The organism is Streptomyces sp. NPDC085937 (assembly GCF_044540535.1).
Taxonomy (GTDB): Bacteria; Actinomycetota; Actinomycetes; order Streptomycetales; family Streptomycetaceae; genus Streptomyces.
In genome coordinates, this window is sequence record NZ_JBITSH010000008.1 from 247,523 (window position 1) to 261,734 (window position 14,212).

General features: G+C 73.5%; 14 protein-coding genes. All 14 read right to left on the reverse strand.

Translation table 11 applies throughout. The features are described 5' to 3' along the window. Position 1 precedes the first annotated feature (1 nt). The 14 genes from ACIF8S_RS19320 to ACIF8S_RS19385 all read right to left on the reverse strand — a co-directional run bounded on the left by ACIF8S_RS19320 (position 2) and on the right by ACIF8S_RS19385 (position 14,208). Entirely contained in the window at positions 2 to 667 is a 666-nt protein-coding gene (locus ACIF8S_RS19320; protein ID WP_400000266.1) for a response regulator, read from the reverse strand. Beyond that, entirely contained in the window at positions 664 to 2,010 is a 1,347-nt protein-coding gene (locus ACIF8S_RS19325) for a sensor histidine kinase (protein WP_400000268.1), read from the reverse strand. The genes ACIF8S_RS19320 and ACIF8S_RS19325 overlap by 4 nt, the downstream gene beginning before the upstream one ends. 115 nt (positions 2,011 to 2,125) lie before the next feature. Then, positions 2,126 to 2,788, reverse strand: coding sequence for a response regulator (locus ACIF8S_RS19330; RefSeq protein WP_400000270.1), 663 nt, complete (start codon positions 2,786 to 2,788; stop codon positions 2,126 to 2,128). Continuing rightward, positions 2,785 to 4,104 carry a sensor histidine kinase gene (locus ACIF8S_RS19335; RefSeq protein ID WP_400000271.1) on the reverse strand — a complete coding sequence of 440 codons (1,320 nt, stop codon included), beginning with the start codon at positions 4,102 to 4,104 and terminating at the stop codon, positions 2,785 to 2,787. The genes ACIF8S_RS19330 and ACIF8S_RS19335 overlap by 4 nt, the downstream gene beginning before the upstream one ends. Next, on the reverse strand, positions 4,097 to 5,281 hold the full coding sequence (locus ACIF8S_RS19340) for an acyltransferase (protein ID WP_400000272.1): 1,185 nt from the start codon (positions 5,279 to 5,281) through the stop codon (positions 4,097 to 4,099). The genes ACIF8S_RS19335 and ACIF8S_RS19340 overlap by 8 nt, the downstream gene beginning before the upstream one ends. Then, positions 5,278 to 6,294 (reverse strand): alpha/beta hydrolase, encoded by a 1,017-nt coding sequence (locus ACIF8S_RS19345; RefSeq protein WP_400000274.1) that lies wholly within the window; start codon positions 6,292 to 6,294, stop codon positions 5,278 to 5,280. The genes ACIF8S_RS19340 and ACIF8S_RS19345 overlap by 4 nt, the downstream gene beginning before the upstream one ends. A 158-nt stretch (positions 6,295 to 6,452) precedes the next feature. Then, positions 6,453 to 7,322 (reverse strand): alpha/beta hydrolase family protein, encoded by an 870-nt coding sequence (locus tag ACIF8S_RS19350; RefSeq protein ID WP_400000276.1) that lies wholly within the window; start codon positions 7,320 to 7,322, stop codon positions 6,453 to 6,455. 156 nt (positions 7,323 to 7,478) lie between these two features. Further along, positions 7,479 to 8,723 carry a kynureninase gene (gene kynU, locus ACIF8S_RS19355; RefSeq protein WP_400000278.1) on the reverse strand — a complete coding sequence of 415 codons (1,245 nt, stop codon included), beginning with the start codon at positions 8,721 to 8,723 and terminating at the stop codon, positions 7,479 to 7,481. Continuing rightward, positions 8,716 to 9,546, reverse strand: coding sequence for a tryptophan 2,3-dioxygenase family protein (locus tag ACIF8S_RS19360; RefSeq protein WP_400000279.1), 831 nt, complete (start codon positions 9,544 to 9,546; stop codon positions 8,716 to 8,718). The genes kynU and ACIF8S_RS19360 overlap by 8 nt, the downstream gene beginning before the upstream one ends. A 165-nt stretch (positions 9,547 to 9,711) precedes the next feature. Beyond that, entirely contained in the window at positions 9,712 to 10,125 is a 414-nt protein-coding gene (locus tag ACIF8S_RS19365; RefSeq protein WP_400000281.1) for a DUF3151 domain-containing protein, read from the reverse strand. Between the two features lie 17 nt (positions 10,126 to 10,142). Further along, complete coding sequence (locus tag ACIF8S_RS19370) at positions 10,143 to 11,612, reverse strand: MFS transporter (RefSeq protein WP_400000283.1); 1,470 nt, start codon at positions 11,610 to 11,612, stop codon at positions 10,143 to 10,145. A 61-nt stretch (positions 11,613 to 11,673) separates the two neighbouring features. Beyond that, a complete protein-coding gene (gene fbaA / locus ACIF8S_RS19375; protein ID WP_400000285.1) occupies positions 11,674 to 12,705 on the reverse strand; it encodes a class II fructose-bisphosphate aldolase in 1,032 nt (343 codons plus the stop codon). A 156-nt stretch (positions 12,706 to 12,861) separates the two neighbouring features. Further along, on the reverse strand, positions 12,862 to 13,410 hold the full coding sequence (gene pyrE, locus ACIF8S_RS19380) for an orotate phosphoribosyltransferase (RefSeq protein WP_349795282.1): 549 nt from the start codon (positions 13,408 to 13,410) through the stop codon (positions 12,862 to 12,864). A gap of 9 nt (positions 13,411 to 13,419) precedes the next feature. Further along, positions 13,420 to 14,208 (reverse strand): aldose 1-epimerase, encoded by a 789-nt coding sequence (locus ACIF8S_RS19385; RefSeq protein ID WP_400000287.1) that lies wholly within the window; start codon positions 14,206 to 14,208, stop codon positions 13,420 to 13,422. Positions 14,209 to 14,212: the final 4 nt, after the last annotated feature.

Here is a 14,212-nt window from a genome sequence, read left to right on the forward strand (position 1 = left end):
GTCAGCCCGGCGTGACCAGCCGCGCCTCGTAGGCGAACACCGCCGCCTGCGTGCGGTCCCGCAGGCCCAGCTTCACCAGGATGCGGCTGACGTGCGTCTTGATCGTCGACTCGGCGACCACCAGCCGCCCGGCGATCTCCGAGTTCGACAGGCCCTGCGCGATCAGCACCAGCACCTCCGTCTCCCGCTCGGTCAGGTCGCCGTACGCCGCCTGCGCGGACGGCATCAGCCGGGGGGCCTCGGACAGCTTGGAGAACTCGGTGATCAGGCGCCGGGTGACCGACGGGGCGAGCAGCGCCTCACCGGCCGCGACGATCCGGACCCCGTCCGCGAGCTGACGGGCCGACGCGTCCTTCAGGAGGAAGCCGGACGCGCCCGCGCGCAGCGCCTGGTAGACGTACTCGTCGAGATCGAAGGTGGTCAGCACCAGCACCTTCGACGAGCCGTCGGCGGCGACGATCTCCCGGGTCGCCTCGATGCCGTTCAGCTCGGGCATGCGGATGTCCATCAGGACCACGTCGGGGGCGAGTTCACGGACCCACTCGACCGCCTGCCGGCCGTTGACCGCCTCGCCGACGACCTCGATGTCCGGCATCGCGTTCAGCAGGACGGAGAACCCCTCGCGCACCATCATCTGGTCGTCCGCGATCAGCACGCGAATGGTCATGCGTCATCCTCGTTCACCGCGGTGACCGGCAGGAACACCGCGACCTCGTAGCCGCCGTCGTCGGTGGCGCCGGCGGTCATCTCGCCGTTCAGCATGGCGACCCGCTCGCGCATCCCGGTGATGCCGTGACCGGCCCCGGGCGACGGCTTCACCAGGCTCGGCTCGGGCATCGCGCCGTTGACGACCCGGACACCGAGGCCGCCGAGGACGTACCCGATCTCCACGCGGGCGCTCGCACCCGGCGCGTGCCGCAGGCTGTTGCTCAGCGCCTCCTGCACGATCCGGTACGCCGACAGCTCCACGCCCTGCGGCAGCTCCCGCACCGCGCCCGTCACCACCTTCTCCACGGTCAGCCCGGCGTCCCGCACGTTGACCAGGAGGGCGTCCAGGTCGGCGAGGGTGGGCTGCGGGGCGTCCGGGGCCTCGTAGTCCTCGGCGCGCACCACGCCGAGGATCCGGCGCAGCTCGGTGAGGGCGGCCACCGCGTTCTCCCGGATGGTGGCGAAGGCGCGCTCCAGCTCCTCCGGCGGGTTCTCCACCCGGTACGGCGCCGCCTCGGCCTGGATGGCGACCACCGACATGTGGTGGGCCACCACGTCGTGCAGCTCGCGGGCGATCGTGGTGCGCTCCTCCAGCAGGGTGCGCCGGGACCGCTCCTGCGCGGTGACCGTCTGCTGCGCGGTGACCTCCTGCTGCGCGGTGTGCCGGACGTGCCAGAGACAGACCAGGAGCAGGGCGAACGAGGACGTCAGCAGCATCGGGGCGCCGTTGCTGTAGTAGTACGACCCGCCGAAGAGGACGTCGGAGAAGACGACGTAGACGGCGGTGACGACCCACATCCAGACGGCGGTGCGGGGCCGGGTGCGCAGCGCCACCACCACCAGCACCGTGAGGTGGCTGAGGAACGCGCCGGGCATCCACGGCCAGTCCGACCCGTCCCCGTTGAGCACCGCGGTCACCGGCGCCACCACGAGGGACAGCCAGAACGCGCCGACCGGCCGGGACAGCGTGGCGATCACCGGCAGCGCGCACAGCAGTCCGGCCAGCAGGGCCCTGCCGTCACCGCCGGGCTCGGCGCCGGAGACGGTGCCGATCAGCAGGGTGAGCAGGGCGACCGCCCCCACCACCGCGTGCGGGAGCCGTTCCGCCGCGGTGCGCATCCGCGCGGGCAGCCGGCCCACGAGCGGGCCGTCCGTCGGCCGGGGGCCCAGCGGACGGTAGGCGAAGGGGTCGCGGAAGAGGTCCTCGCGCAGTCCCCGCAACGAGTTCTGGGCCAGCCGGTACTCCGGGCTGCGGTCCCCGTCCCCGGCACGCGGGGACTGCTGGTGCGTCGTCTCGGTCACGCTCACACGGTAGGCCGACCGGGTGGTCGCGGTCGTCCCCGCTGAGTCGGGTTCCCGGGCGTCCGTCTCAGGTACTACGCAGGCCGCGCAGGGTTACTTCACGGTACGACCGTGGTCAGTAACCGGAGGGACGCACCAGCCCCGACTCGTACGCGAACACCGCGGCCTGGGTGCGGTCGCGCAGACCCAGCTTCACCAGGATCCGGCCGACGTGCGTCTTCACGGTCTGCTCGGCCACCACCAGCCGTACGGCGATCTCCGCGTTGGACAGGCCCTGCGCGATCAGCGCCAGCACCTCCGTCTCCCGCTCGGTGAGGTCGCCGACCCTCTGCCGCAAGGGTGTGCGGGGCCGCGGGTCCAGGCGGGAGAACTCGGCGATCAGCCGGCGGGTGACACCCGGCGCGAGGAGGGCGTCACCCGCCGCCACCACCCGCACCGCCTCGGCGAGCTGCTCGGCGGAGGCGTCCTTGAGGAGGAAGCCGGAGGCGCCCGCGCGCAGCGCCTCGTACACGTACTCGTCGAGGTCGAAGGTGGTCAGCACCAGCACCTTCACCTCGGGGTGGACGGCGGTGATGCGGGCGGTGGCCTCGATGCCGCCGAGTTCGGGCATGCGGATGTCCATCAGGACGACGTCCGGGGGGAGTTCACCGACCTTCTCGACGGCGTCGATCCCGTTCACCGCCTGGCCGACGACCTCGATGTCGGGCTGCGTGTTCAGCAGCACGGTGAAGCCCTGCCGGACCATCTGCTGGTCGTCGGCGATCAGTACGCGGATCATGCGGTGCCGTCCTGGGGAAGGGGGTCGGTGGCGGAGGGTGCGGACACGGGGAGGCGGGCCTCGACGCGGTAGCCGCGCCCGGACCAGGGGCCGGCGGTGAGGGTGCCGCCCAGCATGGCCGCCCGCTCCCGCATGCCGAGCAGTCCGTGCCGGGCCCCGGCGGACGACGGCGCCTCCCGGGTGGGGGCGGTGTTCACGACCTCCACCCGCAGGGCGCGCGGCCCGTAGGCGAGGGTGACGTGCGCGGTGGCGCCGGGCGCGTGCCGCAGCACGTTGCTCAGTGCCTCCTGCACGATCCGGTACGCGGAGAGCTCCACGCCGGGCGGCAACGGGCGCCGCTCGCCGGTCACCTCGGTGGTCACGGTGAGTCCGGCGGCGCGGGTGTTCTCCACCAGCGCCTCCAGCCGGTCGAGGGTGGGCTGCGGGGCGTCCGCGCGCTCGCCGGGGGCGGGGTGTTCGGAGCGCAGGACGTCCAGCACGCGGCGCAGTTCGGTGAGCGCCTCGACGGCGTTCTGCCGGATGCCGGCGAGGTTCTCCTTGAGCTCGTCGGGCGGGTTCCGCACGAGGTGCGGGGCGACCTGCGCCTGGATGGAGATGACCGACATGTGGTGGGCCACCACGTCGTGCAACTCGCGTGCGATGCGGCTGCGTTCCTCCAGCAGTGTGCGGCGGGCGCGCTCCTCGGCGGTGAGCGTGGTCTGCCGGCCCAGTTCCGCACGGGCCTCGCGGCGGCCGCGCAGGGCGGCGCCGAGGACGACGGCGATGGTGAGAAGGATGACGGCGAGCTGGCCGGTCGGCTGGTAGTTCACCGCGCCCACCAGTCCCTGTACGCCATAGGTGGCAAGCGCGGTCAGGGCCAGAGCCTCCGCCGACACCCGGGTACGGACCCGTAGGGCCAGTAGCAGCAGCACGAGCAGGTGCGCGATCAGCCCCGCGGTCGTCCAGGGCCAGGTGAACTTGTCCCCGCCCGCGTCCATCACCGCCCGCACGGCGAACGCCGCCACCAGCATGGCCGCCAGGGACATCCACCAGGCGAGCACCGGGCGCCACAGCGCGCAGACCATCGCGCCGGCCTGCCCCAGGGCGACCAGGAACGCGAACCCGGGATCGAGCCCGCCGTTGTCATTCAGCTGGGCCGCGTCACCGAGCAGCACGCCGAGGGCGGCCAGCCACACGACCCCGTGCGGCAGCCACCGCAGCCACGTCGACGGCGGCAAGGGGTCGACCCGCGTGGTCATCAGGTCGTCGCGCAGGACGCCCAGCCACCGTCGTATGTGCTCCACCCCCGTGTCCGCCACGGCGTTCAGCCTAGACATGGGGGGTGCGCCCGGTCATCGGGCGGTGTGCGCGGACCACCCGGGACCGCTCCCGCCGCCCACTTCCGCCGCGCTCCCAGGTCCGGAACGCGGCCCCGCAGACCACGAGGGCGAGGGCGAACACCGGCAGCCACAGCAGCCGGGCGGCGACCCAGCCGGGGCCGTCCGGGACGGTGTGCAGTCCGGGCAGCGGACCGGCCGGGAGGGCGACGGCGGTGGTGGTCATCAGGGCGGTCTGGTGCCACAGGAACACCGTCATCGCGGACAGGTTGACCAGCGCCACCGCCGCCCACGCGACCGGCCGGCGCATCGCGTGGCGCAGCCGGTCCCGCAGCAGCAGCGCCAGACCGCACTGGGCGAGGCCGAAGGTGACGGCGGCCAGGGTCGGCGGGTTGAGGTTGGACACCTCGGCGCCCGGCACTCCGACCATCGCGGCCGGGTAACCCGCCCACACCACCAGGGCGGCCGTGGCAGCCGCACCGCAGACCAACAACACCCAGCCGAACTTGCGGCGTTCCAGCTCGCCGCGGCTCCAGGCCGCGCCCAGCGTGTACGGCACCAGCCAGCCCGCGGCCAGGTTGAGCCAGCCGAGCCAGGACGGGGCTCCGAAGCCGAAGCGCAGCACGTCGACGTGGAGGACGACGGCCAGCGGCCACAGTGGATGCAGGCGGGCGACCAGCGGGGCCGCGGCGGTGAGGGCGGCGAAGACCAGCAGGAACCACATCGGGGACAGGGCGAGCTTCACCAGCGTCCGCACGGTCCCGTACTCGGCGTCGGACAGCAGCAGCGCGAGCGTCACGACCGTCCACAGGGTGAGGACGGCGCCGACCGGCCCGAACAGCCGGGTCAGCCGGGCGTGCAGCCACCGGCGGTACGGCGTCCCGCGCTCCCGCGCCGAGGCGTACGAGCGGGTCGCGACGTGCCCGCCGACCAGGAAGAACACGGCGAGGGTCTGGAAGGCCCAGGACACCGGGGCCAGCCAGGGCATGTGCTGGAGCGGGCCGGCGGTGCGCAGGCTGCGGTCGTCCGCGACCAGCGCGGTGACCAGCCAGTGCCCCAGGACCACGCCGAGGACGGCGAAGGCCCGCAGGGCGTCCACGGCGCGGTCGCGGTGGGCGGGGGTGGCCGCGTCGATGCGGGCGGCGGTGTCGCGTAGCGCGACGGTGAGGCGGGTCATCGGGTCACCTCCTGGGTGTGGCCGAGGACGATCCGGGTGACGTTGGTCAGGGAGAGGGAGCCGGGCGCGAAGTAGTCGCTGTGTCCGCCGTCGCCGGCCGCGAAGACGCGGGCGCCGTACTCCCCGGACACGGGGTCGGTGCCGAAGCCGACGGTGGTGCCGAACAGTTCGGCGTCGAGGTGCGGGACGTGCTCGACCCAGTCGCCGGCGCCGCGCGCGGCCCACACCCGGGCGCGGGTGCGCAGATCGGCGGCCGTGCCGGCGCCGGTGCCGGGGCTGCCGAGGAACACCAGGTCGTCGACGTCGAGTCCGGCGGCGGCCCGCGCGCAGACGACGGAGCCGTAGGAGTGGCAGAGCAGGGAGACGCGGGCGCGGGGGGCGGCGACCGACCGCATGTCCGCCACGAGCACGCGCAGTCCGGGTGCCGCCGCCTCCGCGCGGCCGGTCGTCGCGACGGAGGGGCTGACCGTGCCGGGCGTCTCGTAGCCGAGCCAGGCCACGACCGCCGTACGCATCCCCGTGGGCGCTTCCCGGGTCAGCCGCTGGTGCAGGGCGAGGGCGGTGGCGCGGAACCGGTCGTAGGTGTCGATGCCGGTGTCGGACCCGGGGACCAGGACGGCGACGCGGTCGGCGTGCCCCAGGTCGCCGAGGACCTCGGTGACCAGGCCGGCACCACGTCCGTCGAAGTACAGCAACTGCCGTGCGCTGAGCGAGCGTTCGGTGGCCGCGCGGTCCCGGTACCCGTAGGCGGCGGCGGTACGGGCGGCCTCGGCGGCGTTGGCCCGGTGGGCGGCGTAGGTCGCGTCGAGTCCGGCGACGGCCGGGGGCGGGAGCTGGGCGGGCGGCGGGGCGGGCACCCGCGGGCCGGCGGCCCCGGCGAGGGGCACGGCCAGGGCGGCGGCGACGAGCGCGGCGAGCAGCCCGCGCCGCAGCCGGCCCGCCGGGCGGTGTGCCGTGGCCTCTGCCCCGTCGGGTCTCGTGCCCGGAGTGCCCCGCTCGCGCCCCTGCTCCATCGTCGCCGCTTCCTTCCCGTCCGCCCGTCCATCGGGCCTGCTGGGAAAGGAAGTTACGGAGCGTGGTCCGTAACCCGCGTCCCACCGGGGGACTCATCCGCGGGGTAGCTCTCAGGTACTAGGGGTATGACGACGCTTTGCCCTGGAGGGAGTTGGGCTCACCAGGCGAGCTGGGCGATCTCCTCCGCCACCACCGCGCAGGCGTCCGCGGCCGGATCGATGAGCGGGAAGTGGCCGACGTCCTCCAGCAGCGTCACCCCCACCACCTCGCCCGCCTTCGCCGCCGCGTCCGCGTACGACTCGGCGACCGCGAAGGGGACGTCGACGTCCCCGCGGCCCTGGACGAGGGTGGTGGCGATCCCGGTGGGCAGCAGCAGCGCCGGGTCGGCGTGCGGCCGGCGCTCGGCGAAGTGGTCGTCACCGCCCAGGAGTTCACGGGCGGCACCACCGCACACGCCGAGCTTGTCGGCGACCTCGAAGTCCGCGATGGGGGCGAGGGCGACGACCCCGCGCAGCGGTGCGGGGGCGTCCGTGCGCCAGGGCGAACCGGACGGCAGGAGGTGCCGGGCGGCGGCCCACAGCGCCAGATGACCGCCGGCCGAGTGGCCGGTGAGGACGATGCGGCGCGGATCGCCCGCCGGGAGGTGCTCGCGTATCAGCCCGGGCAGCGCGTCCACCGCGGCGGCGACGTCGTCGAAGGTGTCGGGCCAGCGCCCGGCCACCGGGTCACCGCCGCCCCTCTCCCCCGCCCCGCGCCGGTACTCGACACTGGCCACGGCGAAGCCGCGGGCCGCCAGGAACGCGGCGAACGGACTGATGTGGCGCCGGTCGTAAGGCGCGCGCCAGGCGCCGCCGTGCAGGACGACGACGACCGGGACGGGTCCGCCCCCGCCGCGCGGCGCGTAGAGGTCGATCACCTGGTCGGGATCGTCGCCGTAGGCCGCCGTGGCGTCGGGGGCGACCGGCTGGTGGGAGAGAGCCGACTCCTCCTCGGCGGCGGCCCGGGCGGCTGCGACGTCGTCCGTCATGCTCCAACCTCTCAGCGATACAACGTGGTTCGACCGGACCGGACACACACACGGCCGTTCGGCCGGGACGGTACCAGTACCTCGGAGGTCCTTCTCACCGGGAGGTCCCGCCTGACCGGCGGGAACGGGCCGGGACGGTGCCGCCCCGGCCCGCCTTCACGCCTGGTCCAGCTCCTCGGCGAGCGCCCGCGCCGCCCGCTCCACGTCCGCGAACCCGACGTACAGCGGGGTGAAACCGAAGCGCAGCACGTCCGGGTGGCGGAAGTCGCCGACCACGCCCCGCTCGATCAGCCGCCGCATCACCGGCCCGGCGGTGGGGGTACCTCCCGCTCGGGCGGAGCCGGCAGTGGGGGGACAGCGCAGCGCGACCTGGCTGCCCCGCTCCCCGTGCGGAAGCGGGGTCAGGCACTCCACCCGGCCCTCGGGGACGTACTCCGCGACGCACTCCAGGAAGAAGTCGGTCAGCGCGAGGGACTTGGCCCGCACCGCCTCGACCGTCACCCCGTCCCAGACCTCCAGCGCCGCCTCCAGGGCCAGCATGGAGAGGATGTCCGGGGTGCCGACCCGCCCGCGCACCGCGCCCTCGGCCGGCTCGTACTCCGAGCGCATCCCGAAGGGCTCCGCGTGCGAGTTCCAGCCGGGCAGCGGGGAGTCGAAACGGTCCTGGAGGTCCGCGCGCACATACAGGTACGCGGGCGAACCGGGGCCGCCGTTGAGGTACTTGTAGGTGCAGCCGACGGCCAGGTGCACGCCGTGCGCGTCCAGGCCGACCGGCAGCGCGCCCGCACTGTGGCACAGGTCCCAGACGGCGTACGCGCCCGCCGCACGGACGGCCGCCGTGAGCGCGGGCAGGTCGTGCAGCCGGCCGGTGCGGTAGTCCACGTGGTTGAGCAGCACGGCGGCCGTACGCTCACCGAGCGCGCCCGGCACCTCGGACGGCTCCACCGGGCGCAGCGTGCAGCCGGTCATCCGGGCCGCCGACCCGGCGATGTAACCGTCCGTGGGGAAGGTGCTCGCGTCGACCAGGATCTCGTCCCGCCCGGCATCGGTCTCCCGCGCCAGCCGGACCGCGCCGACCAGCGCCTTGAACACGTTGACGCTGGTGGAATCGCCCACCACGATCTGCCCGGCCGCCGCGCCGACCAGCGGGGCGATCCGGTCGCCGATCCGCTCCGGCGCCGTCCACCAGCCGCCCTCCGTCCAGGAGCGGATGCGCATCTCGCCCCACTGGCGGCGCACCACGTCCTCGACCCGGCCGGGCACGGCGACGGGCAGCGCGCCCAGTGAGTTGCCGTCCAGGTAGACCGCGCCGTCGGGCCCGTCGAGCACGAACTCCTCGCGCTTGGCCGCGAGTTCGTCGACGGCGTCCAGCTTCTCCGCCTTCTCCGTCAGCTCAGACATAGGACCGCGCCGTCCACAGCTCGGGGAACACGCTCTTCTGCGCCCGCTTCTCCAGCCATGCCACGCCGGCGGACCCTCCTGTTCCGGTCTTGGCCCCCATGGCCCGGCGGGTGGCGACCAGGTGGTCGTTGCGCCAGCGCCACACCAGCTCGGCGACGTCGGTCAGCGCCTCGCCGAGCCGCGCCACCTCGTCCCGCTCGTCCCCCGCGTAGACGGACGTCCAGATGTGCTCCACCTCGGGCGACGGCTCGTACTTCTGCGACACGTCACGCTCCAGCACCGCCTCCGGCACGGGGTGCCCGCGCCGGGCGAGGAACCGCAGCACCTCGTCGTACAGGCTGGGCTCGTACAGGGCCTTCTCCAGCTCGGCGTGCACCCGGGGCGCGCCCCGGTGCGGAACCAGCATCGACGCGGACTTGTCACCCAGCAGGAACTCCATGCGCCGGTACATCGCCGACTGGAAACCGGAGCCCTCACCGAGGGCGCTGCGGTAGGAGTTGAACTGCGCCGGGGTGAGCCCGGCCAGCGGCTTCCAGGAGGCGTTCAGCGCCTCCAGCTCGCGCCGCGAGCGCCGCAGCGCGTCCACCGCGGTCGGTACGTCGTCCCGGCGCAGCGCCTTCGCCGCGGTCTCCCACTCGTGGACGATGACGGTGAACCACAGCTCCATGACCTGGGTGGTGACCAGGAAGACCATCTCTCCGGGGTCGTCCGAGAGGGTGTGCTGGAGGTGGGTGAGGACGTCGGCCCTGACGTAGTCCTCGTAGGGGGTGGTCCCCTGGAAGTCGAGATGCGGGGTCTCGGGCTCGTGAGCCTCGTGGGACATCGCTGTCTCCTGAAATGTTCTCCGGGTAGCGGTCCGCCCCTGCCGTTACCGGCACGGGGGCCCCGGTCCCCACGGTGCATCCTGCGTAATCGTCCCCCACCACCGCAAGGCCCGCCCGTCCGGCGGGCGGGCCCCGCGGTGATCAGGTTCCGGTTACCGGCCGGTTCAGCCCAGGACCTGCGCCGCGGCCGGCGAGGAGTCCTTCAGGAACTGCGTGCAGCGCTCGTACTCCTCCTGCTCGCCGATCGCCTGCGCGGCGCGGGCGAGGGCGTGCAGGGCGCGCAGGAAGCCGCGGTTGGGCTCGTGCTCCCACGGCACCGGGCCGTGGCCCTTCCAGCCGCTGCGGCGCAGCGAGTCGAGGCCCCGGTGGTAGCCCGTACGGGCGTACGCGTAGGACTCGACGACGCTGTCCCGCTCGAACGCCTCGTCCGCGAGCCGCGCCCAGGCCAGCGAGGAGGTGGGGTACCGGCCCGCGACGTCGGCGGCGGAGGCACCGGACGCCAGCAGCTCGCGCGGCTCCGGGTCGTCGGGGAGGTGGGTCGGGGGCGGTCCCCCGAGGAGGTTCTCGTGAATCGACATGGGTCCAGTCTCGTACATCAGGCGATGCTGCTCCCCCGGCGCGGGTCCGCCTCCAGCGGGGGCACGGCCACACTGCCGTGGGTACGGCACTCGGGGCGCCGGCAGCCCGGCGCGGGACTGCGCACGGTCGCCGCGGCGAGGAGCGCGCCGACCACCAGGACGCCCGCGCACAGCAGCATCGCCCGGTCGAACGCGGCGTCGAACCGCGCCGGCTGCCGGAACGCCTCCGGGCCCATCCCGGCCAGCAGCGGCAGCGCCGCCACCGCCAGCAGCCCGGCGGCGCGGGCGGCGGCGTTGTTGATGCCGCTGGCCAGGCCCGCCCGCGCGGTGTCCACGGAGGCCAGGACGGTCGCCGTCAGCGGCGCCACCAGGGTGACCATGCCGAGGCCCAGCACCAGCAGCGCGGGCAGCACGTCGGTGGCGTACGCGGCGCCCGGCCCGACCCGCAGCATCAGCAGCACCCCGGCCGCGCTCAGCAGCGGCCCCACCGTGAGCGGCAGGCGCGGCCCCATCCGGTCGGCGAGCTCGCCGGAGCGGGCGGAGAGCAGCAGCATCAGGGCGGTCGTGGGCAGCAGGGCCGTCCCCGCGACGAGCGCGGACCAGCCGACGACGACCTGCAGCTGCAGCGCCGCGAGGAAGAAGAAGCCGCCGAACGCCGCGTACACGCACAGGGTGACGCCGTTGACCGCCGAGAACTGGCGGGACGCGAAGATCTCCAGCGGCATCATCGGCCCCGGGCGGCGCTTCTCCACCAGCACGAAGCCGACAGCGGCGGCGAGCCCCGCCACGGCGGACACGACGACCAGCAGCGACCCGTCCTCGGCCTCGATCAGCGCGTACGTCACCAGCGCCAGGGCGACCGCGCCGAGCGCCGCGCCGAACACGTCGAAGTGACCCTCGGCCTTCCCGCCCGACGACTCCGGCACATGGCGCACGGCGACGGGCGCGCACAGCAGCGCGAACGGCACGTTGAGCAGGAACACCCAACGCCAGCCCGGCCCGTCCACCAGCCAGCCCCCGACGAACGGGCCGACGGCCGCGCCGATCCCGCCGAACCCGGACCACAGACCGACCGCCCGGCCCCGGTCCTCCGGGTGGAAGGACGCCTGGATCAACGCGAGCGAACCGGGCGTGAGCAGCGCGCCGCCCACCCCCTGCAGGGCCCGGGCGCCGATGAGCACGCCCTCGTCGGGCGCGAGCCCGCACAGCAGGGAGGCGGCGGCGAACCACAGCACGCCGACGACGAACACCCGGCGCCGCCCGAACCGGTCGCCGAGCGCCCCGCCCAGCAGGATCAGCCCGGCCAGCGTGACCAGGTAGGCGTTGACGGTCCACTGCAGCGCGGCGAGGTCGGCGTCGAGGTCCTCGCCGATGCGCGGCAGGGCGATGTTCACGACGGTCGAGTCGAGCAGGGCCATGCCGGATCCGAGGACCGTGGTGAACAGGATCCACCTGCCCTGCGGGGACGCCAGCCGGACATCGGGCATACCGGGAGCATACGGAAGGGCCCGGCACCTGGACAGGTGCCGGGCCCGACGCGCGGAGCGGTTACTTGATGCGGGTGCCCGTCGACCGCAGGTGACCGCAGGCCTCCACGACGCGGGCGGCCATGGACGCCTCGGCGAGCTTGCCCCAGGTGCGCGGGTCGTAGGTCTTCTTGTTGCCGACCTCGCCGTCGACCTTCAGGACTCCGTCGTAGTTGCGGAGCATGTGGTCGGCGACCGGACGCGTGAACGCGTATTGGGTGTCGGTGTCGATGTTCATCTTCACGACGCCGTTCTCCAGGGCGGTGCGGATCTCCTCCTCGGTGGAGCCCGAGCCGCCGTGGAAGACGAAGTCGAACGGCTGCGCGCCGGCCGGCTTGCCGTACTTGGCGGCGACGCCCTCGTTGAGCTCCTTCAGCAGCTCGGGACGGAGGACGACGTTGCCCGGCTTGTACACGCCGTGCACGTTGCCGAAGGACGCGGCGAGCAGGTAGCGGCCCTTGTCGCCCAGGCCCAGCGCCTCGGCGGTACGGATCGCGTCGTCGACCGTGGTGTAGAGGGAGTCGTTGATCTCGTGCGTGACGCCGTCCTCCTCGCCACCGGTCGGGGTGATCTCGACCTCGAGGATGATCTTCGCGGCCCGGGCGCGCTCCAGCAGCTCCTGGGCGACGCTCAGGTTGTCCGCGAGGGTCTCCGCGGAGCCGTCCCACATGTGCGACTGGAACAGCGGGTTGCGGCCGGCCTTCACGCGCTCCTCGGACACCCCGAGCAGCGGGCGGACGTACCCGTCGAGCTTGTCCTTCGGGCAGTGGTCGGTGTGCAGCGCGATGTTGACGTCGTACTTCTCGGCGACGATGTGCGCGAACTCGGCGAGGGCGACGGCGCCGGTCACCATGTCCTTGCTGTGCTGGCCGCCCAGGAACTCGGCACCGCCCGTCGAGATCTGCACGATGCCGTCGCTCTCCGCCTCGGCGAAGCCGCGCAGAGCCGCGTGCAGGGTCTGGGACGAGGTGACGTTGATGGCCGGGTAGGCGAACTTTCCTGCCTTCGCCCGGTCCAGCATCTCGTTGTAGACCTCGGGAGTTGCGATGGGCATCTGTCCGCTCCTTTAAGCGTGCGGTGTGGGGTGCTGCGTACTGTCGGCCCTGACCTGGAACCTTGGAAGCGACGCCGTTGTCGGCCCCATCTTCCCAGACATCGGCGGCACGTCGACGGTGCAGGTCGAGTCGTTATGACGGCGATGTCGGACCGGTCAGTCCAGGCCCAGCTCGTCCTTGGAGAAGGCGAACAGGTACGGCACCCCGGCACCCTCCTGGATCTTCTCGGCGGCGCCGGTCGCCCGGTCGACGATGGTCGCGACGGCCACGACCTCCGCGCCGGCCTCGCGCACCGCCTCCACGGCGGTGAGCGGCGAACCGCCGGTGGTGGAGGTGTCCTCCACGACCAGCACCCGGCGGCCCTTGATGTCCGGGCCCTCCACGCGGCGCTGCAGGCCGTGCGCCTTGGCGGCCTTGCGCACGACGAACGCGTCCAGCTCACGGCCGCGCGCGGCGGCGGCGTGCAGCATGGCGGCGGCGACCGGGTCGGCGCCCATGGTCAGGCCGCCCACCGCGTCGAACTCCAGCTCCGCGGTCAGGTCCAGCAGCACCTGCCCGACCAGCGGGGCGGCCTCGCCGTCGAGGGTGACGCGGCGCAGGTCGACGTAGTAGTCGGCCTCCAGACCGGAGGAGAGGGTCACCTTGCCGTGCACCACGGCCTTGTCCTTGATCTGCTGCAGCAGCGCGCCGCGTGTGTCCGTCATGCCGCCAGCTTAAAGGCGGGTCCACGTCCAGGTCGTCGAGGCCTCCAGCGGCTCCAGCGGCGTGACCAGCCGCGGGTGGGTGTTCAGTCCGTCCGGCGGTCCGGTCTGCGGTTCCACGCAGACGGCCTCGTCCTGCTCGTCGTAGACGACGACCCACTCCTCACGGCTGGTCACCTTCAGCTGGAGCTGCCCCGGCCAGGTGAGGGTGACGTCCACCCCGCCGGGCATCCCGAAGCAGTCGTCCCACGGGCCGGGCTTCGGGTCGACGCGCCGTCCCGTGGGCAGGTGGTCCTCCCCGCGCTCCTCCTGCCAGGCGGGCTCGAAACCGATCGTCACGTCCTCGCCGCCGAGGTTGCGCAGGAACCACGGGTGCCAGCCGATCTGCGCCGGGTACGACGACTCGTACGTCTCCACGCCCATCGTCAGCGTCAGGGACTCCTCACCGAGCGCCACCTGCTGGGTGACCCGCCCCGAGTACGGCCACGGATCGGTCAGGTCGTACGTCAGCACGGCCTCGTCGGTGCTCTTGCGGGCGGTGCGCCAGGGGGAGTTGCGAGCCGTGCCGTGAATGGCGTGCGGCGGGGCGTTGAGCGGCATCTGCTGCACGGTGGCGCCGTCCCGGAACCGGCCGTCGCGCAGGCGTCCGCACCAGGGGACCATCGGGAAGCACCCGAACTTCTCCCCCTGCCGCAGCAGCTCCACGCCGCCGATCCGCAGCCCCCCGATCCGTCCGCCGTTCCCCGGCAGCACGTCCACCTCCGCGTCACCCGCGGTCAGCGTGATGTGTTCGTTACTCACCCTT

What these genes read in the sequence shown, in the direction of transcription:
- pyrE (WP_349795282.1), bottom strand. Translation starts at nt 13,410, where the DNA reads ATGACGGACACACGCGGCGCGCTGCTGCAGCAGATCAAGGACAAGGCC.
- ACIF8S_RS19370 (WP_400000283.1), bottom strand. Translation starts at nt 11,612, where the DNA reads ATGCCCGATGTCCGGCTGGCGTCCCCGCAGGGCAGGTGGATCCTGTTC.
- ACIF8S_RS19350 (WP_400000276.1), bottom strand. Translation starts at nt 7,322, where the DNA reads ATGACGGACGACGTCGCAGCCGCCCGGGCCGCCGCCGAGGAGGAGTCG.
- ACIF8S_RS19340 (WP_400000272.1), bottom strand. Translation starts at nt 5,281, where the DNA reads ATGACCCGCCTCACCGTCGCGCTACGCGACACCGCCGCCCGCATCGAC.
- ACIF8S_RS19365 (WP_400000281.1), bottom strand. Translation starts at nt 10,125, where the DNA reads ATGTCGATTCACGAGAACCTCCTCGGGGGACCGCCCCCGACCCACCTC.
- ACIF8S_RS19320 (WP_400000266.1), bottom strand. Translation starts at nt 667, where the DNA reads ATGACCATTCGCGTGCTGATCGCGGACGACCAGATGATGGTGCGCGAG.
- ACIF8S_RS19345 (WP_400000274.1), bottom strand. Translation starts at nt 6,294, where the DNA reads ATGGAGCAGGGGCGCGAGCGGGGCACTCCGGGCACGAGACCCGACGGG.
- fbaA (WP_400000285.1), bottom strand. Translation starts at nt 12,705, where the DNA reads ATGCCCATCGCAACTCCCGAGGTCTACAACGAGATGCTGGACCGGGCG.
- ACIF8S_RS19335 (WP_400000271.1), bottom strand. Translation starts at nt 4,104, where the DNA reads ATGTCTAGGCTGAACGCCGTGGCGGACACGGGGGTGGAGCACATACGA.
- ACIF8S_RS19360 (WP_400000279.1), bottom strand. Translation starts at nt 9,546, where the DNA reads ATGTCCCACGAGGCTCACGAGCCCGAGACCCCGCATCTCGACTTCCAG.
- ACIF8S_RS19330 (WP_400000270.1), bottom strand. Translation starts at nt 2,788, where the DNA reads ATGATCCGCGTACTGATCGCCGACGACCAGCAGATGGTCCGGCAGGGC.
- kynU (WP_400000278.1), bottom strand. Translation starts at nt 8,723, where the DNA reads ATGTCTGAGCTGACGGAGAAGGCGGAGAAGCTGGACGCCGTCGACGAA.